General features: G+C 69.8%; 16 protein-coding genes. 13 read left to right on the forward strand and 3 right to left on the reverse strand.

From position 1 onward, the window contains the following. Nucleotides 1-2 precede the first annotated feature (2 nt). The gene (locus tag EBE87_RS06320; RefSeq protein WP_120636833.1) at nucleotides 3-824 is read right to left on the reverse strand and encodes an IclR family transcriptional regulator; all 822 of its coding nucleotides are present in this window, start codon (nucleotides 822-824) and stop codon (nucleotides 3-5) included. Between the two features lie 145 nt (nucleotides 825-969). Between EBE87_RS06320 and EBE87_RS06325 the strand changes: the two genes are divergently transcribed. From EBE87_RS06325 to EBE87_RS06375, 11 genes are all read left to right on the forward strand, one after another. Further along, entirely contained in the window at nucleotides 970-3042 is a 2073-nt protein-coding gene (locus tag EBE87_RS06325; RefSeq protein ID WP_120636832.1) for a hydantoinase/oxoprolinase family protein, read from the forward strand. Then, on the forward strand, nucleotides 3039-4691 hold the full coding sequence (locus tag EBE87_RS06330) for a hydantoinase B/oxoprolinase family protein (RefSeq protein WP_120636831.1): 1653 nt from the start codon (nucleotides 3039-3041) through the stop codon (nucleotides 4689-4691). The genes EBE87_RS06325 and EBE87_RS06330 overlap by 4 nt, the downstream gene beginning before the upstream one ends. Nucleotides 4692-4716: 25 nt before the next feature. After that, entirely contained in the window at nucleotides 4717-6237 is a 1521-nt protein-coding gene (locus EBE87_RS06335) for an ABC transporter substrate-binding protein (protein ID WP_233553051.1), read from the forward strand. Beyond that, a complete protein-coding gene (locus EBE87_RS06340) occupies nucleotides 6230-6919 on the forward strand; it encodes an SDR family NAD(P)-dependent oxidoreductase (RefSeq protein WP_120636830.1) in 690 nt (229 codons plus the stop codon). Before EBE87_RS06335 ends, EBE87_RS06340 begins: the two co-directional genes overlap by 8 nt. After that, the gene (locus tag EBE87_RS06345) at nucleotides 6916-7191 is read left to right on the forward strand and encodes a (2Fe-2S)-binding protein (protein WP_120636829.1); all 276 of its coding nucleotides are present in this window, start codon (nucleotides 6916-6918) and stop codon (nucleotides 7189-7191) included. Before EBE87_RS06340 ends, EBE87_RS06345 begins: the two co-directional genes overlap by 4 nt. After that, nucleotides 7188-8558, forward strand: coding sequence for an FAD-dependent oxidoreductase (locus EBE87_RS06350; protein WP_120636828.1), 1371 nt, complete (start codon nucleotides 7188-7190; stop codon nucleotides 8556-8558). The genes EBE87_RS06345 and EBE87_RS06350 overlap by 4 nt, the downstream gene beginning before the upstream one ends. Further along, nucleotides 8555-9688, forward strand: coding sequence for an NAD(P)/FAD-dependent oxidoreductase (locus tag EBE87_RS06355; protein WP_120636827.1), 1134 nt, complete (start codon nucleotides 8555-8557; stop codon nucleotides 9686-9688). The genes EBE87_RS06350 and EBE87_RS06355 overlap by 4 nt, the downstream gene beginning before the upstream one ends. 17 nt (nucleotides 9689-9705) lie before the next feature. After that, complete coding sequence (locus EBE87_RS06360) at nucleotides 9706-10701, forward strand: phosphotransferase enzyme family protein (RefSeq protein WP_120636826.1); 996 nt, start codon at nucleotides 9706-9708, stop codon at nucleotides 10699-10701. Nucleotides 10702-10733: 32 nt separating this feature from the next. Next, nucleotides 10734-12818, forward strand: a complete 2085-nt coding sequence (locus EBE87_RS06365) for a hydantoinase/oxoprolinase family protein (protein ID WP_120636825.1) — start codon at nucleotides 10734-10736, stop codon at nucleotides 12816-12818. Further along, nucleotides 12815-14470 carry a hydantoinase B/oxoprolinase family protein gene (locus EBE87_RS06370; protein ID WP_120636824.1) on the forward strand — a complete coding sequence of 552 codons (1656 nt, stop codon included), beginning with the start codon at nucleotides 12815-12817 and terminating at the stop codon, nucleotides 14468-14470. Before EBE87_RS06365 ends, EBE87_RS06370 begins: the two co-directional genes overlap by 4 nt. Before the next feature lie 288 nt (nucleotides 14471-14758). Further along, complete coding sequence (locus EBE87_RS06375; protein WP_120636823.1) at nucleotides 14759-15154, forward strand: hypothetical protein; 396 nt, start codon at nucleotides 14759-14761, stop codon at nucleotides 15152-15154. 38 nt (nucleotides 15155-15192) lie between these two features. Here EBE87_RS06375 and EBE87_RS06380 read toward each other — a convergent pair whose 3' ends face one another. Further along, nucleotides 15193-16467 (reverse strand): amidase, encoded by a 1275-nt coding sequence (locus EBE87_RS06380; protein ID WP_120636822.1) that lies wholly within the window; start codon nucleotides 16465-16467, stop codon nucleotides 15193-15195. 41 nt (nucleotides 16468-16508) lie between these two features. Continuing rightward, nucleotides 16509-17504 (reverse strand): bile acid:sodium symporter family protein, encoded by a 996-nt coding sequence (locus EBE87_RS06385; RefSeq protein WP_120636821.1) that lies wholly within the window; start codon nucleotides 17502-17504, stop codon nucleotides 16509-16511. 105 nt (nucleotides 17505-17609) lie between these two features. On the opposite strand from EBE87_RS06385, the gene EBE87_RS06390 reads away from it, so the two are divergent. Together EBE87_RS06390 and EBE87_RS06395 are read left to right on the forward strand one after the other, a co-directional pair. Then, a complete protein-coding gene (locus EBE87_RS06390) occupies nucleotides 17610-18467 on the forward strand; it encodes a LysR family transcriptional regulator (protein WP_233553048.1) in 858 nt (285 codons plus the stop codon). 40 nt (nucleotides 18468-18507) lie between these two features. Beyond that, nucleotides 18508-19008: a hypothetical protein gene (locus EBE87_RS06395; RefSeq protein ID WP_233553042.1), complete on the forward strand. Its 501-nt coding sequence runs from the start codon at nucleotides 18508-18510 to the stop codon at nucleotides 19006-19008. The last annotated feature ends 45 nt before the right edge of the window (nucleotides 19009-19053 follow it).

Here is a 19053-nt window from a genome sequence, read left to right on the forward strand (position 1 = left end):
ACTCAGCGACCCGGCGCGGCTTCCATGGCCGCGCCGGCCCGCCTCAGGGTGGGATCGAAGGGATTGAGGCGGGCGCCGATGGTGTCCGCCTCTTTTTTTAGGGCCGCCGCCACGATGGCGCGGCGTTCCCCGCCCATCCGGTCCGTGGTGGTGCCGATGGAGAGCGCCGCCGCAGCGCGGCCATGGGCATCCAGCACCGGCACGCCCAGGCCGGCCATGCCGGGCAGGATGCCGAAGGCGGCGGAGTAGCCCTGCCGCCGCACGCTGGCCAGTTCCGCCCGCAGGCCAGCCTCGTCCATGCCGCCGAATTCCTCGATGCGCGGCAGGTTATGGCGGATCACCTCGTCCTGCTCCTCGGGCGGCAGGAAGGCCAGGATGGCGCTGGAGCCCTGGCCCACCCCCAGCGGCACCCTGCCGCCGATATCGCCGGTGAAGGTCAGGATCGGCAGCGGCCCGGCGCTGCGGTCGATGCAGACGGCATCGAAGCCATTCCGCACCAGCAGGAACACCGTCTCCCCCAGCGCCGCTGTCAGCCGCAGCAGGGAAGGACGAGCGATGTCGCGCAGCCCCTCGGCCTGCCCCGCCCGGGCCGCCAGCAGGAACAGCGGCAAGCCCAGGCGGTAGCGGCGGCGGGCGGCGTCATGCTCCACGAAGCCTTCGGCCACCAGCAGGCGCAGGATGCGATGCACCGTGGGGCGGGGCAGGGCGGCGGCATCCGCGAGGTCCGCCAGGCGCTGCCCTTGCGAGCTACCTGTCCCCAGCAGGCGGAGGAGGCGCAGGGCGCGGGGCAGGCTGCCGGCTTGGTCGGAGGCGGTTTCGGTCATCGTGGCTCTCGCTTAGCGAAACCGGTTAATTCCGAATAATGGGATAGATGGCTCCAGAATGTCGAGGAGCGGAATTTTTGCTTGCGGCATCCCGGATGACAGGGTTGCATCCAGCGCAGGGCGAATTGCCGTGGGGAGGCTTTGCATGGCGCGTTGGCGTGTGGGCGTGGATTCCGGCGGGACCTTCACCGACGTCTGCCTCTTCGATGAGGAGAATGGCCGCGTCGAAGTCTGGAAGGTCTCCTCCACCCCGGATGATCCTTCCCGCGGCATCGCCCAGGGTGTCGAGGAAGGCATGCGCCGCGTGGCGCCCGAGGCCGGCGATAAGCCCGCCGCGCCCGTCACCTATTTCGGCCATGGCACCACCGTCGCCACCAATGCGCTGATCCAGCACCGGGGGGTGAAGACCGGGCTGGTGACCACGGACGGCTTCCGCGACCTGTTGGAGATCGGCCGCCAGAAGCGCCCGGACCTTTACGACATGCAGGCGGACAAGCCGCCCGTGCTGGTGTCCCGCGACCTGCGGCAGGAAGTGCCGGAGCGGGTGCGGCACGATGGCAGCATCGACCTGCCGCTGGACGAGACGCGGATGCGCGCCGCCGCCGTGGCGCTGCGCGAGGCGGGGGTGAAGGCGGTGGCCGTCTCCTTCCTCTACGGCTTCATCCGGCCGGAGCATGAGGCCCGCGCGGTGGAGATCCTGCGCGAGGAAATGCCGGATGCCTTCATCAGCGCCGGGCACGAGATCGCGCCCGAATTCCGGGAGTTCGAGCGGCTCTCCACCGTGGTGCTGAACGCCTATCTCGGCCCGGTGATGCGGAGCTACATCGAGAAGCTGACGCCGCGCCTCGAAGGGCTCGGCATGACGGCGGCACCGCACCTGACGCAAAGCAACGGCGGCGTCATCAGCTTCGCGGCGGCGGCTGGGCTGCCGGTGCGGACGGTGCTCTCCGGCCCTTCCACCGGCGTGGTGGGCGCGCAGGCCATCGGCAAGCTGGCGGGCTACGAGGACCTCATCACCTTCGACATGGGTGGCACCTCCACCGACGTGGCGCTGCTGCAGGGTGGCCAGTGCCGGCTGACCAGCGAGGCCGTGGTGCATGGCTACCCGATCAAGGCGCCGATGCTGGACATCCACACGGTGGGCGCCGGCGGTGGCTCCATCGCCTATGTCGATGCCGGCGGGCTGCTGAAGGCAGGCCCGCGCTCCTGCGGCGCCTTCCCTGGCCCGGTCTGCTACGACCAGGGCAATGCCGAGCCCGCCACCACCGATGCCAATGTGGTGCTGCAAACGCTGAACCCGACGCATCTGCTGGGCGGGCGCATGGCCATCCGCCAGGACCTGTCCAAGGCCGCCATCCAGCGGCTGGCGGACCAGCTGGGCCTGGGGCTGATGGAAACGGCGCAGGGTATTCTCTCCGTCGTCACGGCCAACATGGCCCGCGCCATCCGCGTCATTTCCGTGCAGCGCGGCCATGACCCGCGCGACTTCACGCTGATGGCCTTCGGCGGTGGCGGCCCGCTGCATGCGGCGCGGCTGGCGAAGGAACTGGACATGAAGCGCGTGCTGGTGCCGCGCAATCCCGGCATCCTCTGCGCCATGGGCCTGCTGCTGACCGACCTGCGCGCCGATTTCGCCGCCACCAGGCTGCTGCCGCTGGAATCCGGCTCGGTCGGCGACGTGGCCGAAGGCTTCGCGACCCTGACGGCCCGCGCCGAGGAGTGGTTCGAGCATGAGGGGATCGCCCCCGCCAACCGCGTGCTCACCCGCACTGCCGACATGCGCTACAAGGGCCAGAACTACGAGCTGGCCGTGACGCTGCCGGAAGGCCCGGTGACGCAGGGGACGCTGGATGCCCTGGCCGCCGGCTTCGCCGATCTGCACCGGCAGCGCTACGGCTTCATCGCCGAGGGCGAGCCGGTGCAGATCGTCACGCTGCGGTTGGAGGCCACCGGCCTGGTGCAGAAGGCGACGCTCACGCGCCACCCGGATGCCGGCCCCGACGCCAGCGGCGCCCGCACCGGGGAACGCCCGGTCTGGTTCCCGGAAGCGCAGGACTTCGTCGCGACCCCGATCTACAGCCGCGATGAGCTGAAGCCCGGCAACCGCTTCGCCGGCCCCGCCATCGTGGAGCAGATGGACACCACCACCGTGGTGCCGCCGGGCATGACCGCGCGCGTCGATCCCTATCTCAACCTGATCCTGGAGGCCGCGGCATGAGCCACGCCATCGCCGAGGCCAAGCCCGCCGCGCTGGACCCCATCACCGTCGAGGTGATCGGCGCCGCGCTCTCCTCCATCGTCGAGGAGACGGGGGAGGCGCTGATCCGCGCTTCCTATTCCACCAACATCAAGGAGCGGCGGGACTGTTCCACCGCGCTGTTCAACGCGGCGGGGGAGACGCTCTGCCAGGCCGAGCATATCCCCATCCACCTCGGCTCCTTCATCGGCATCATCCCGCAGATCATGCGGAAGCACCGGGTGGAGGACATGCGCCCGGGCGATGTCTTCGTCGGCAACGATGCCTATGAGGGCGGTGGCACCCACCTGCCGGATATCGTGCTGGCGGAGCCGATCTTCTTCGAGAACCGCATCGTCGCCTGGACGGTGAACCTGGCGCACCATTCGGACTTCGCGGACCGTGGCCACGCGCATATCTACCAGGAAGGGCTGCGCATCCCGCCCGTGCGGCTCTACCGCGAGGGCGTGCTGCAGGAGGATGTGCAGAACCTGATCCTGCTGAACTGCCAGGTGCCGCATGAGCGCCTGTCGGACCTGCGGGCGCAGATGGCCGCCAACCGCGTGGGCGTGCAGCGCTTCCAGGCGCTTTGCGCCAAGTATGGCGTCGAGACGGTGCTGGGGGCTGCGGCCGAGCTGCTGAACTATGCCGAGCGCAAGATGCGCGCCGGCATCGCCGCGCTGCCCGATGGGTCCTGGATCTTCAAGGATGTCTTCGACCCCATCGACATCCCGGATTCCATGCCCTTCGCCGTCAAGGTGACGATCCGGGGCGACAGCATGTCGCTGGATTTCGACGCGCCCGACCAGCGCCGCGCCGGCATCAACATGACCTACACGGCGCTGCTGGCGACGGTCTATTACATCGTGAAATCCGTGGTGGACCCGACCATCCTGCCCAATGCCGGGCTGGCGCGGCCGCTGACCGTCACGGCGCGCAAGGGCAGCATCCTGAACTGCGAGCATCCTGCGGCGGTGAACGGGCGCCTCGCGGCCTGCCAGCGGGTTTCGGACCTCATCCTCGGCGCCATCTCCCAGGCGGCGCCGGAGCGGGTGACGGCCTGTTCCAACTCCATCTGCACCGTGGCCAGCTTCATCGGCCAGCGGAAGGAGGATGGCGCGCTCTGGGTCTATCTGGAGACCATGGGCGGCGGCAACGGCGCCCGCCACAACAAGGATGGTCTGGACGGCGTGCATGTGCACACCACCAATACTTCCAACCTGCCGGTCGAGGCGCTGGAGATCGAATACCCGCTGACGCTGCTACGCTACGAGCTGGTGCAGGATTCCGGCGGCACCGGCCGGTTCCGTGGCGGCATGGGCCTGCGCCGGGTGTATCGTGCGGATGAGGATTGCCTGGTGCGCGTCGATATCGGCCGGCTGCGCTCGCGCTCCTGGGGACTGCAAGGCGGCGGGGCCGGCAGCAACGGCGCCGTGGAATGCGGCCCGGGAGTCACCTTCAACGGCAGCACCGCCGCGCTGAAGGCCGGGCAGTGGTTCGCCATCGTCAGCCCCGGCGCCGGCGCCTATGGCCCGCCGCAGCAGCGCCCGGCCGAGGCGGTGGCGCGCGACGTGGCCGAGGGCGTGATCAGCGCCGCCCATGCGAAGGACGCTTACGGCTTCAACGCCTGAACCCTGAGCCAAGGAGACCAAGACCATGCCTCCCGTGACTCTGTCCCGCCGCTCCATGCTTGCCGGCGCCGCGGCGCTGCCCTTCCTGCGCGTGCCCGGCGCGCGCGCGGCGACGCCCGGCGTGCTGACCTTCGGCCTTTCCTCCTTCCCGCCATCCATCCAGCCCTGGGCGAACAGCGGCACGGCGGCGGCGACCATGAAGCTGCTGATGTATCGCGGCCTCACCTCCTATGCCGATGACGGCTCCCTGCGCGGGGAGCTGGCGGAAAGCTGGGCGCGGGATGGCGACAATGCCTGGGTCTTCAAGCTGCGGGAGGCCAAGTTCCAGAACGGCGAGAAGGTCACCTCCGCCGATGTGAAATGGACCATCGAGCAGGTGGCCGACGCCAAGTCCACCGCCTTCTTCCGCAGCGAGATGCAGAAGGTGGAAGCGGTCGAGACGCCGGACGACCGCACGGTGCGCATCGTGACCAAGGTGCCGGTGGTGACGCTACCGAACATGATGGCCAGCTACCACCTGCCGATCATCTACCGCTCCTCCGACAAGCGGGAGCCGGTGGGGGCGGGACCCTTCATCCTGAAGGGGCAGGAGCGTGGCACCTCGCTCGACTTCGAGGCCAATCCGAATTTCTACAAGCCCGGCCTGCCGAAGCTGAAAGGCATCCGCGTTGTCGCCTACCAGGATGAGAACCTGCGGGTTTCCGCTCTGCAGTCCGGCGACCTTGACCTGATCGAATACGTCCCCTGGCAGGCCATGGACGCCATTACCGCCAACCCGGCGCTGAGCCTGGACGCGGTGGATGGCGCCTTCATGTTCCTGGTCTTCAACGGCGCCAAGGCGCCCTTCAACGACCCGCGCGCGCGCAAGGGCGTGGCCCATGCCATCCAACGGGAGGATGTGGTGAAGGCGGCCTTCTTTGGCCGTGGCTCCGGCCTGTATCAGTTGCCGATCGCGGAATCGAGCGCCTACTACAACCCGGAATACAAGAACGCCTGGAAGTACGACCCGGAGCTGGCGAAGAAGCTGCTGACGGAATCCGGGGCGATGAATACTCCGGTGACCATGCTCTCCACCGCGCAATACGGCATGCACAAGGACACGGCGGAAGTGGTGCAGAGCCAGCTCACCGCCATCGGCATGCAGGTGCAGCTCAACCTGCCGGACTGGGCGACGCGCGTGGCCATCGGCAACCGCGGGCAATACGACTTCGCGATGATGGGCACGGCAGCGGACAGCAACGACCCTGATGGTCTTTCCAACCTGATCGACGGCAGCCTTTCGCCCGCCTATGTGCGCTCCTTTGGCCTGAAGACGCCGCGCATCACGGAACTGCTGGCCGCCGGCCGCGCCGAATTCGACGAGGCGAAGCGAAAGGCGATCTACAAGGAGATGGAAAGCATCGCCATCGAGGAAGCGCCGATCGTCGGCCTCACCTGGCGCAGCCAGGGCTATGCGATGAAGAAGGGCGTCACCGGCTTCAAGAACCTGCCCGGCGCGCTGACCTTCTATTCCGGCCTGACTTTCGAGACCACCTCCCTTGCGTGACCTCAGCGGCAAGGTGGTGATGGTGTCCGGTGCCGCGCGCGGCATCGGGCGGGCGGTGGCGGAACGGCTGCTGGCGGCGGGCTGCCAGGTCAGCGCCGGGGTGCGCGACACCGCGCGCGCCCCGGAGGGGACGGTGGGCTTCGCCTATGACGCCAACCGCCAGGGCAGCGCCGCGGGCTGGGTGGAAGCCACCGTGGCCCGCTTCGGCCGCGTGGATGCGCTGGTGAATGCCGCCGGCATCAACCCGCGTGCCACGCTGCTGGACGGGCCGGACGATGCCTTCCAGGACCTCTGGACCGTGAATGCCATGGGACCGATCCAGGTGATCCGCGCCGCCTGGCCGCATCTGGTGGCGGGCGGGGAGGGGCGGGTGATCAACATCGCCTCGCTTTCCGGCAAGCGGGTGCGGAACGACAACCTCGGTTATGCCATGAGCAAGTTCGCCGTGATGGCGCTGACACAGGAAGTGCGCCGACTGGGCTGGGAGCATGGCATCCGCGCCACCGCGCTCTGCCCCGGCTTCGTGGATACGGACATGACGGCGCATGTCACCAAATGGCCGCGCGAGCAGATGTCGCGCCCCGAGGATCTGGCGCTGCTGGCTGAAACGCTGCTGCGGCTGCCCAATACCGCCTCGGTGGCCGAGCTGCTGGTGAACTGCCGGCATGAGGACACGCTGTGAAGCTGGCGCGCCTGCGGGATACCGACCGCCCGCCGCTGCATCTGGAGCTGGAAGGGCGCGCCATCGCCGCGATGGAGGGCGACACGCTGCTGACAGCGCTTCTGGCCGGCGGCGCCGGGCATCTGCGGGAGAGTGAGTTCGGCGATGGCGCCCGTGCCGGCTTCTGCCTGATGGGTGCCTGCCAGGATTGCTGGGTCTCGGTGGAAGGGCTGGGCCGGGTGCGCGCCTGCGCCACCCTGGCGAAGGACGGGATGAAGGTGCGGCGGGGATGAAGGTCGCGGTGGTCGGTGCCGGCCCTGCCGGCGTGCGGGCGGTGGAGGCGTTGCTCGCCGCCGGCATCCGCCCGGTCTGGATCGACGAGGCGATGGATGGCGGCGGCCGCATCTACCAGCGCCCGCCCACTGGGATGCGGCGTGATGCCCGCACGCTGTATGGCTTCGAGGCCGCCCGTGCCACGGCGCTGCATGCGGCGCTGGATGCCGCCAAGCCGCGTGCGGACTGGCGGCCGGAAACGCTGGCCTGGAACATCCGGCCCGGCAGGCAGCAGCTTCACACGCTCAGTGCCGGGACGCATGGCGTGGTGGAATACGATGCCGCCATTCTCTGCACCGGGGCCATGGACCGCGTGGTGCCGGTGAAGGGCTGGACCCTGCCGGGCGTGACCACCATGGGCGGCGCGCAGATCGCACTGAAGTCGCAGGGCTGCGGCATCGGGCAGCGCGTGGCCTTTCTGGGCAGCGGGCCGCTGCTCTGGCTGGTGGCCTACCAATACGCCAAGGCCGGGGCGCAGGTTGCGGCGGTGCTGGATACCACGCCCTTCGCTGCCAAGGCCGCCGCCGCGCCGGGGATGCTGCGTGGGCCAGCGACCTTCGCCAAAGGCCTCTATTACATTGGCTGGCTGCGGGCGCATGGCGTGCGCATCGCGGAAGGCGTGACGCCGCTGGCGATCGAGGGAGAAGGCAGCGTTTCCGGCATCCGCTGGCGCGATGCCAAGGGTGCGGAACACCATGCAGATTGCGATGCTGTGGGCATTGGCTGGGGGCTGAAGCCGGAAGCGCAGCTTGCCGATCTGGCTGGCGTGCCCTTCAATTTCGATGCCTTGCAGCACAACTGGGTGCCGCGCCGTGATGCCGCCGGGCGCACGCCGGTGGGCGGCATCTACCTGGCGGGCGATGGCAGCGGCATCGGCGGTGCCGAGGTGGCGGAACTCGCCGGCGCCCGCGCCGCCCTGGCGCTGCTGGAGGATGCCGGCCGGAAAGTCGAGACTGCCGCCCTGGACCGCAGGCTGGAGAAGCTGGCCCGCTTCCGCTCGGCGCTTGAGAAAGCCTTTCCCTTTCCGGCGCATCTGGCCGCCGGCCTGCCGGATGATGCCATCTTCTGCCGCTGCGAGAACCTGACCGTGGGCGAGTTGCGCGCCACCACCGCCGGGCCCCAGATCCCGGCGCCGGAGGTGAACCGCGCCAAGGCCATCAGCCGCGCCGGCATGGGCCGCTGCCAGGGCCGCGTCTGCGGTGCCGCGGCGGCCGAGATCCTGGCCGCCCGCCTGGGCTGCGGCGTGGCCGAGGTCGGGCGGCTGCGCGGGCAGGCCCCGGTGAAGCCCATCCCGCTGACGGCCCCGCCGCTGGTGACCACGCCATGAATGACACGCGCTTCGATGTTCTGGTGGTGGGCGGTGGCGGCGCCGGCTGCTCGGCCGCGCTGCACCTGGCCCAGCGCGGCACCCGCGTGGCGCTGCTGGAGCGTGGGCTGGTGGGCGGGCAGGCTTCCGGCGTCAATTACGGCGGCGTGCGGCAGCAGGGGCGCAACCCGGCGGAGCTGCCCATCGCCCGCCGCTCCCGCGAACTGTGGGGCCGGATGAAGGAACTGGCGGGGACGGAAGCGGAATTCACCGTCACCGGCCACCTGAAGCTGGCCCGCAACGATGCCGAGGAAGCCAACCTCGTCGCCTATCTGGACGTGGCGAAGCAGCACGGCCTGCCGCTGCGGATGGTGGGGCGCAACGCCATTCATGTCGAATACCCCTGGCTGGGGCCGCAGGTGGTGGCGGGGTCCTTCGCGCCGGAAGATGGCTCGGCCAATCCGCGCCTGCTGGCGCCGGCCCTGGCCCGTGCCGCGCAGGATGCCGGCGCCACGGTGCTGGAACGCACCGAGGTGGAGCACTACGCCCATGACGGCACGCTGTTCCGCCTGCGCACGGTGGATGGGCGTGAATTCACCGCGCCCGTGCTGCTGAACATGGCCGGCTTTTGGGGCGGCCGCATCGCCGAGGCCTTCGGGGAGCCGGTGCCGGTGAAGCCGCTCAGCCCCAACATGATGGTGACGGAGCCGCTGGATTACTTCATCGAGCCCAACCTCGGCGTGGTGGGCGGCAATGTGTATCTGCGCCAGATCCCGCGCGGCAATGTCATCATCGGCGCCGGGCACGGGGAGAACGACCCCGGCCAGCCGGGGCAGGTGCCCTGGTCCCGCCCGGTGCCGGAAGTGACCATGGAAGGCGCGCGGCTGGCCATCGCCCTGGTGCCGGCGCTGGAGGGGGTGCAGATCATCCGCTCCTGGACCGGCATCGACGGCAATATGCCGGACAAGATCCCGGTCATCGGCCCCAGCAGCACCACGCCGGGTCTGTTCCATGCCTTCGGCTTCTCCGGCCACGGCTTCCAGCTTGGGCCGGCCATCGGTGCCATCATGACGGAACTGGTGCTGGACGGGCATACGGATATCCCGCTGGAAGCCTTCCGCATCACCCGCTTCGCGGAGGCCGCGGCATAGGCTATCCGCCGGGCGCCATGTATGACGCGCCCTTCCTGGACCACCTGCACCGCCTGCTGCTCGCCGCCCTGCCGCGTTGGGGCCTGCCGGCGGGCACGCGCCTGTCGCTGCTGAATGTCTCGGAGAATGCCACCTTCCTGGCGGAGGGTGATACCATGCGGCTGGTGCTGCGCGTCTATCGCCAGGGCTACCACCAGCCAGCCGAGATGCAATCCGAGTTGGCCTGGATCGCGGCGCTGCGGCAGGCGGGGGTGGTGGAAACGCCGGCGCCGGTGCCGGCCGCCGATGGCACGCTGCTGCAGGCCCTGCCGGATGGCGCCGGGACGCGCCACGCCGTCGCCTTCGTGCATATGGCGGGGGAGGAGCCGGCGCGGGACCTGCCGCGCCGCTTCCGGCAATTGGGTGGCATCAGCGCGCGGCTGCATGCCCATGCGCGGGGCTGGGCCCCGCCGCCCGGCTTCACCCGCAAGCGTTGGGATGCCGATACCATGCTGGGCCCGGCCGGGCATTGGGGCGACTGGCGCGCCGGCATCAGGCTGGATGCCGGAGGTACTGCGCTGCTGGAACGGGTGGAGACCGCGCTGCGTGAAGCCCTGGCACGATACGGCGATACACCAGACCGCTTTGGCCTGGTGCATGCCGACCTGCGGCTGACCAACCTACTGGCCGATGGCCCCCGCCTCGGTGTCATCGACTTCGATGACTGTGGCTTCTGCTGGCATCTCTACGACTTCGCCGCCGCCGTCAGCTTCATGGAGCATGAACCGGCGGTGCCGGCGCTGATGGAGGCCTGGGTCGCCGGCTATCGGCAGGTGGCGCCCTTGGCTGAGACCGATGTGGCGCTGCTGCCGGTCTTCGTCATGCTGCGGCGGATGTTGCTGACGGCCTGGCTGGCCTCGCATGCCGAGACCCCCACGGCGCAGGCCCTGGGCGCCGGCTATACCGCCGGCACCGTGGCATTGGGGCGAAACTTCCTGGCACGGCAGGCTGGTATAGGCGCCGCTTCCGGCTAAGCTCCTTCCGCCGGTACCATGGAGCTTTCGCCTTGAACCCTCCGCCTGTCCGCCTTGCCGCCGATATCGGCGGCACCTTCACCGATGTTGTGCTGGAAGCCGGAGGGCGGCGGCGAACGCGCAAGGTGCTGACCACCCCGGCGGCACCGGAGGAAGGCGTGCTGGAAGGCGTCTCCCTGGTGCTGGAGGATGCGGGGCTGCATTTCTCCGATATCGATATTTTCGTGCATGGCACCACGCTGGCCACGAACGCCATCATCGAGCGGCGCGGCGCCCGCACGGCGCTGGTGGCGACGCAGGGCTTCCGCGACGTGCTGGAGATCGGCACCGAGAGCCGTTACGACCAGTATGACCTGACGCTGGAGAAGCCGGTGCCGCTGGTGCCGCGCGCCCTGCGCTTCACGGTGCCGGAACGCGTGGATGCCGAAGGCCAGGTCCGCCTGCCGCTGGACGAGGCTGCTGTCGCCGCCTTGGCCCCAGAGCTGGAAAAGGCCGGTGTGCAGGCCGTGGCCTTCGCCTTCCTGCACGCCTATGCCAACCCGCTGCATGAGCAGCGCGCGGCAGCGGTGCTGAAGGCGCTGCTGCCGGGCCTTTCCGTCACCATGGCGCATGAGGTCTGCCCGGAAATCCGCGAATACGAACGCACCTCCACCGCCGTCGCCAATGCCTATGTGCAGCCGCTGATGGAAGGCTATCTCGGCCGCATGCGGGATGCGCTGCAGGCGCGGCAGTATCGCGGCGCCACCTATCTGGTGACTTCCGGTGGTGGCCTGACCTCGCTGGAGACGGCGCAGAAGTTCCCGGTGCGCCTGGTGGAATCCGGCCCGGCGGGCGGCGCCATCTTCGCGGCGCAGGTGGCGCTGCGGGCCAATGAACAGAAGGTACTCTCCTTCGACATGGGCGGCACCACCGCGAAGATCTGCCTGATCGAGAAAGGCCAACCCGCGACCTCCCGCTTCTTCGAGGTGGACCGCACGGCGCGCTTCCTGAAGGGCTCCGGCCTGCCGCTGCGCATTCCCGTCATCGAGATGGTGGAGATCGGCGCGGGCGGCGGCTCCATCGCGCAGGTGGATGCCATGCAGCGCGTGACGGTGGGGCCGGAAAGCGCATCCTCCGTACCCGGCCCGGCCTGCTACGGCCAGGGCGGGCAGCGGCCGGCGGTGACGGATGCCGACGTGGCCATGGGGCTGATTGAGCCCCGGGGCTTCGCGGGTGGCAGCATGACGCTGCGCGACGACCTTTCGCGCGAGGCACTGGCCCGCGACATCGGCGCCAAGCTGGGGCTTTCTGCCGAGATGTCGGCCTATGCGGTCTATGAGATGGTCTGCGAGAACATGGCCAGCGCCGCCCGCGTGCATGCGGCGGAGCGCGGCGCAGTGATCGGCCAGCACACCATGATCGCCTTCGGTGGCGCGGCGCCGCTGCATGCGGCGCGGGTGGCGGAAAAGGTGGGCGTCAGCCGCGTGCTGGTGCCGCCCAATGCCGGCGTCGGCTCGGCGGTGGGCTTCCTGGCGGCGCCGGTGGCTTATGAAATTGTCCGTTCCCGCCACGCGCGGTTGGATGAGAGCTTCGATGGCGCCAGCGTCTCGGCGCTGTTCGTGGAGATGGCTGCCGCCGCCCGCGCGCTGGTGGAGCCCGGCGCGCGCGGCGCGCCCTTGTTCGAGCGGCGGATGGCCTTCATGCGCTATGTCGGCCAGGGGCACGAGATCACGGTGCTGCTGCCCAACCGCGGACTGATGGCGGCGGATGTGCCGGAACTGCGCCGGATTTTTGAGGCCGAATACGCCGCGCAATTCGCCCGCATCATCCCCGCCGCGGCCATCGAGGTGCTGAACTGGTCCGTGCTGGTCTCCACCGAGGCCAAGCAGCCGGAAGCCATGGCGGCGGTGCAAGCGGCCGCGGCGCCCGAACCCTCCGGCCTGCGCCTGATCTTCGACGGACGCAGCGAGAAGCATGTGGAAGTGCCGGTCTACCGGCGGGAAGCCATGCCGCCCGGCGCGGTGGTGCCCGGCCCCGTGGTGATCGCGGAGGACGAGACCACCACCTATGTTTCCGCCAGCTTCGACGCGCATATCGACGGCGCCGGCTGCATCGTGATGGAAAGGAAGGCGGCATGAGCACGCAACCCGGCCTCATCGACCTCCAGATCATGTGGAACCGCCTGATCGCCGTGGTGGGCGAGCAGGCGCAGGTGCTGATCCGCACCGCCTTCAGCCCCATCGTGCGCGAATGCGAGGATATCTCGGCCGGCGTCTTCGACCTGAAGGGGCGGATGCTGGCTCAGGCGGTGACCGGCACGCCCGGCCACATCAATTCCATGGCCGAGGCGGTGAAGCATTTCATCCGCCACTTCCCCATCGAGAGCATGCGCGAAGGCGACGCCTATATCACCAACGACCCCTGGATGGGCACGGGGCACCTGAACGACTTCGTCATCACCACGCCGGCCTTCCACAAGGGCAAGCTGGTGGGGCTGTTCTCCTGCACCAGCCACCTGATGGATATTGGCGGCCTCGGCAATGGCCCTGAAGCCAGCGATGTCTTCATGGAGGGGCTCTATATCCCCATGCTGAAGCTCATTGACCAGGGACAGGTCAATGAGACGCTGATGGCGATCATCCGCGCCAATACGCGGCTGCCGGTGGATACCGAGGGCGATACCTATTCCCTGGCCGCCTGCAACGATGTCGGCGTGCGCGCCCTCTCGGCCATGATGGACGAATTCGGCATCGACACGCTGGAGCCTCTGGCCGACCACATCATCGCCCGCTCCCGCGAGGCGGTGCTGGCGGAGATCGCCAAGCTGCCAAAGGGCACCTGGCGGCACTCCATGATGGTCGATGGCTACGACCATCCGCTGACGCTGGAAGCGGCGCTGACGATTTCCGATACCGGCATCCATGTCGATTTCACCGGCACCTCGAACGCGGTGAAGCGCGGCATCAACGTGCCCATCTCGTATACCACCGCCTATACCTGCTTCGGCCTGGGCTGCGTGGTGGCGGCGCATATCCCGAACAACGCGGGCTCGCTGGCACCGCTGACGGTATCGGCACCGCCCGGCTGCATCCTGAATGCGCAGAAGCCGGCGCCGGTCTCCATCCGCCATATCATCGGGCAGATGCTGCCTGACATGGTCTTCGGCTGCCTGCGGCAGGCCATTCCGGACCGGGTGCCGGCGGAAGGCACCTCCTGCATCTGGAACATCATCGTGCGCGGCGTGCGGCCGAAGATGGAAGGGCCGAACCACGGCTATGCCCTGGCCATCACCACCAATGGCGGCACCGGCGGTCGGCCACGGCAGGATGGGCTCTCGGCCACCGCCTATCCTTCCGGCGTGCATGGAACGCCGGTGGAGATCGCGGAAATCCAGTCCCCGCTGATGTTCTGGCGCAAGGAGTTCCGCCCGGATTCCGGCGGCGCCGGGCGGCAGCGCGGCGGCCTCGGCCAGATCATGGAAATCGAGAACCGCGACGACGCGCCCTTCGAGTTGCTGGCCGCTTTCGACCGCATCCAATACCCGCCGCGCGGGCGGGATGGAGGCGCGGATGGCGCGGCCGGCTATGTCGGGCTGGGTTCGGGGCAGGTGCTGCGTGGCAAGGGCCTGCAGGTCATCCCGCCCGGGGAGCGTCTGGTGGTGCTGACGCCCGGCGGCGGTGGGCTCGGCGACCCGGCGGCCCGTGACCCCGCCAAGGTGGCAGCCGACCTCGGCAATGGCCTGATCTCGGCCGAGACGGCAGCGCGGCACCACGGAGTGGCGGCGGAATAACGGGCCGGGCCACTCTCTCTCGTACTCTCCAGCGGCCGGCGCACCACGTCGGCCGTTGTCGCTTTCGCTGTCCTGCTCATGTAGCCTGAGGCGGATTCATGGCAGAAACATCACCGAAAAAAGAACAGCTCAAGCAGCGTGGGTTTTAACCTGAAACATCGTAGGCCGTTTCGGGAAACAATTGATAACAACTTCTGTCGGGACTGCGCATTTATCTCCCGCTAGGACTAAGTGGTCGTCAGCGCGATGCTTCGGCATCTGCTGGCAGCACAACGGGAAGGATGAGAGATGAAGAAGCTCCTAATGCTCGGCGCCGGTCTGGTCATGATGGGCGCCACGGGCGTTGCCCTGGCCCAGGCGCCGCAGCCACCCGCTGGCGCGCCACCGGCCACGGAAGCCGCGCCCCCGCCGCCTCCGGGCGGCCCCGGCATGCATCGCCCGGGCATGCGCGGCCCTGGCCCGATGGGTGGGTTCGGCATGATGCATGGCCCCGGCCCGCACCGCTTCGGCCCGCCGCCGCCGCCGCCTTCCAAGGCCGCGTCCTTCAACTTCCGGAATGGCGACATGCGCATCCACATTCGCTGCGCCGAGGATGAGCCGATGCAGAACTGCGTCAACGCCGCCTCGGCGCTGATCGACAAGGTCAGCAGCATGCCAGCACCGGCGCCGGCCCCGGCGCGCTGAAGCGGCAGGGGCGGGGCAGCGATGCCCCGCCCTTGGCCTTAGCGGCCCAGGGTTCCCTCCAGCCAGCCGGCCCAGCCCAGCAGGGCACGGTCCTGGCCCGGGAGGCCAACAAGCTGCACGCCCATCGGCAGCCCGGCGGGCCCGTGCCCGGCCGGGATGCTGATGCAGGGGCCGTGCATCGCCGTCCAAAGCGCGTTGCAGATGGAATCGCCGGTCCAGCCCAGGCCCTGCGGCGCTTCCCCAGGGGCCGAGGGAGTGAGGATCGCGTCGTAGCGGGCCATCAGCTCCCGCATGGCGGCGCGCCCGGCGGCGAAGGCGGCACGGCCTTCCGCCAGGGCGGGGGCGGGCAGGGCGGCGGCCCAGTTCATATTCTCCGTCAGTTCAGCGGAAATGTCCGCGGGATGCGTCATGCGCTCCCAGGCCAGGGCCTGGAGGATCTCACCATTCATCACCGCCGGATGCGCCTCCTGCGCCGCCACCACGGCAGAAGGAAGCGTGATGCGCTCGATGCGCGCGCCGGCGCGGGCGCAGGCGGTGGCGACATCTTCCAGCAGGGCCAGTGTCTCCGGCGCCAGCTTGTCACCGCCGGGGCCGATGCAGACCGCCAGGCGCGGCGCCGCGCCGGTGGCGCGTTGCGGGTCCCCCAGGTCCAGCCCGGTCACCGCCTGGGCCAGCAGGGCGCAATCCGCTACGCCGCGCCCGAAGACACCGATGGTGTCGAGGCTCTCGCTCATCACCTTCAGGCCGGCGCGGTGGATCAGGCCAAAGGAAGGCTTGAAGCCGGCAATGCCGCAGAAGGCCGCCGGCCGCAGCACGGAGCCGCCGGTCTGGGTGCCGAAGGCCAGCGGAAAGAAACCCGCCGCCACACCTGCCGCCGAGCCGGAGGAGGAACCGCCCGGCGTATGCGCCGGGTTGTGCGGGTTGGTGGTGGGGCCGGGGTGGCGGGTGGCGAATTCGGTGGTGACGGTCTTGCCCAGGATGATGCCGCCGGCGCCGCGCGTGGCGGCCACGGCGAAGGAATCGGCGCGCGGCTGGTGCCCTCGCCAGATGGGGGAGCCGTATTCGCTCGGCTGGTCGGCGGTATCCAGCACGTCCTTCACGCCCACCGGCAGCCCGGCCAGCAGGCCGTCGCGTGGCCTGGCCAGGGCGGCGCGGGCCAGCGCGGGGTCCAGATGCGCGAAGGCCCGCACCGTGTCCTCGCGGGCGGCGATGCGGTCCAGGCAGGCTTCCAGCAGGTCGCGGGGATGAAGGCTGCCGGCGTCGATGCGCCGGGCGGCCTCGGTGGCGGAGAGATCGGCGGGGTCGGTGCTCATCCGCCGATGCTGAACAAAGCGGGCGCGATGGTCCAGCCGGGTTATTCGGCCGGGACGGCGGCGGGCAGGGGACTTTCGTCCCGCCGCGCATAGCGTTGCGCCAGGGCGGCGCAGGCGAAAAGCTGGATCTGGTGGAAAAGCATCAGCGGCAGCACCAGCAGCCCCACCGGATGCCCGGCGAGCAGGATATTCGCCATGGGCACGCCGCTGGCCAGGCTCTTCTTGGAGCCGCAGAAGACCACCACGATCTCGTCTTCCTTGGAGAAGCCGGCGCGGCGGGCGGCGAAGGCGGTCAGCGCCAGCACGATGCCCAGGATCACCACATCCGCCAGCGCCAAGATGGCGAGGCTGCGCAGGTCCACCTGGTGCCAGATGCCGGTGACCATGCCCTCGCTGAAGGCGGCATAGACCACCAGCAGGATGGAGCCGCGGTCCACCACCGAGGTCAGCAGCTTGTGCCGGCCGATGAAGCCGCCGATCAGCGGCCGCGCCGCCTGGCCCAGCAGGAAGGGCAGCAGCAGGTGCAGGCCGATATCCTTCAGCGCATCGGTGCTGAAGCCGCCGCCGCCCACCCGCAGGAACAGCGCGACCAGCGCCGGCGTCAGCACCATGCCCAGCAGGTTGGAGACGGAGGCGCTGCACAGCGCCGCCGGCACATTGCCCCGCGCCACCGAGGTGAAGGCGATGGAAGACTGCACGGTGGAAGGCAGCAGGCAGAGGAACAACAGGCCCATCGAGAGCCCGGGGCCCAGCCAGCGGCCCAGCAGCGCGGTGGCCGCCAGCCCCAGTAGCGGAAAGACAATGAAGGTGCTGGCGATGACCAGCGCCTGCAGGCGCCAGTGCAGCAGCCCGTCCATCACAGCCCTGGGCGCCAGCTTGGCGCCGTAGAGGAAGAAGAGCAGCGCCACGGCACAGGAGGCGAGGACATCCACCGCACCAGCGGCCCTGCCGCTGGCCGGCAGCAGCGCGGCCAGCAGCACGGTGGCGATCAGCAGCAACAGGAAGCGGTCGATGGGCAGCCGGCGGAGCAGGTTCATGACGACGGGGTCCCACTGTGTCGTCCCGCAGATAGGCCGAGTACCGCTTATTCTTGAAGGGCATGTTTCTGATAAGAGTATGTGCGATTCATGATAACAGGCGCCATGCTGCACCCCGACCTCCTGCGCTCCTTCCTGGCCGTGGCGGAAACCCGCAGCTTCACCCAGGCGGCGCGGCGGCTGGGGCTGCGGCAATCCACCATCAGCCAGCACATCCGCCGGCTGGAGGACGCGACGCGCCGCAGCCTCTTTGCCCGTGACACCCATTCCGTGGCGCTGACGCCGGATGGCGACGCGCTTTCCGGCTTCGCCCGCGGGGTGGTGGAGGCGCATGAGCGGATGGAGCGCTTCCTCGCTGGCTCGCCGCTGCATGGCCGCATCCGGCTCGGCGCCTCCGAGGATTTCGCCTTTTCCCGGCTGCCGGAGGTGCTCGCGGATTTCGCCCGCGCCAACAGCGGCGTGGACCTGGAGCTGACGGTGGGCCTCAGCGGCCTGCTCTACGAGCCCTTCGATGCCGGGGAGCTGGACGTGATCCTGGTGAAGCGGCGCGGCAACGACCCGCGCGGCACCCTGGCCTGGCGGGAGCCGCTGGCCTGGGTCGGTCGCCCCGGGCTGCGGCCGGACCCGGCGCAGCCGCTGCCGCTGGTGCTCTTCCCACCACCCTCCATCACCCGCGCCCTGTGTATCGAGGCCTTGGAGAAGGCCGGCCGCTCCTGGCGCGTGGCCTGCACCGGCGGCAGCCTGTCCGGCCTGCGGGCGGCGGCCATGGCGGGGTTGGGGGTCACGGCGCATTCCGGCCGGCTGGTGCCGCCGGGGCTGGCGCCGCTGCCGCCCTCCCGCCACCTGCCGGAGCTGGGGATGATCGAATTCGTGGTGATCGGCCCCGGCACGCACCGGCCCATCGCCCAGGCGCTGATGCGCGCCATCCTGGACAATGCCGGGCGCCTGCAACCGGAAGCCTGAACCCCTGGCGGCTGGGCCCGCCGCGCACCATCTTGGGCGGATGCTTCCCGCCGTTCGCGTGGCGGTCGCCCCTGACGGCGCCCTTCACTACGCCATTCCCTGCCGCCCGGAAGACCTCCCCGGCGTCTCCCCCCGCGCCCTCAGCACGGCCTGGGAGGCGGCACGCGCCGCCGCCGCCGCCGAGCACTGGGGCCCCCACCGCACCCTGCTGTTCCAGGACGGCCCCGCGCTGGCCCTGGCCGATGCCGATGCCGCCTGCTGGGCGGAGGCGGTGGACCGCCTTGCCGGGCTGGATACGCTGCCTGGTCTGGCGCTCTGCCTGCGGTTGCTGGCGCTGGTGGACCTGCTGGGGCGGGCCCGCTGGATGGGCGGGCTCTTCGCCATCGGGCGCGACGGAATCGAGATCCACCCGGCGCTGCTGGCGGCCGCCGCCACGCAGGGGCTGGACGTGGCGGGGCGGTTCGACGAAAGCGAGATGAAGCGGCTATTGTCAGGCCGCATCGCCGGCGCGCCGGCGGACAGGGGGGCGGAGGCAGGCTGAGCCGGTGGAACCGGGGGCCGCAACGTTCCGCTGCCCGCATCGTTC

Origin of the sequence: Teichococcus wenyumeiae (genome assembly GCF_003696345.1) — a bacterium.
Taxonomy (GTDB): domain Bacteria; phylum Pseudomonadota; class Alphaproteobacteria; order Acetobacterales; family Acetobacteraceae; genus Pseudoroseomonas; species Pseudoroseomonas wenyumeiae.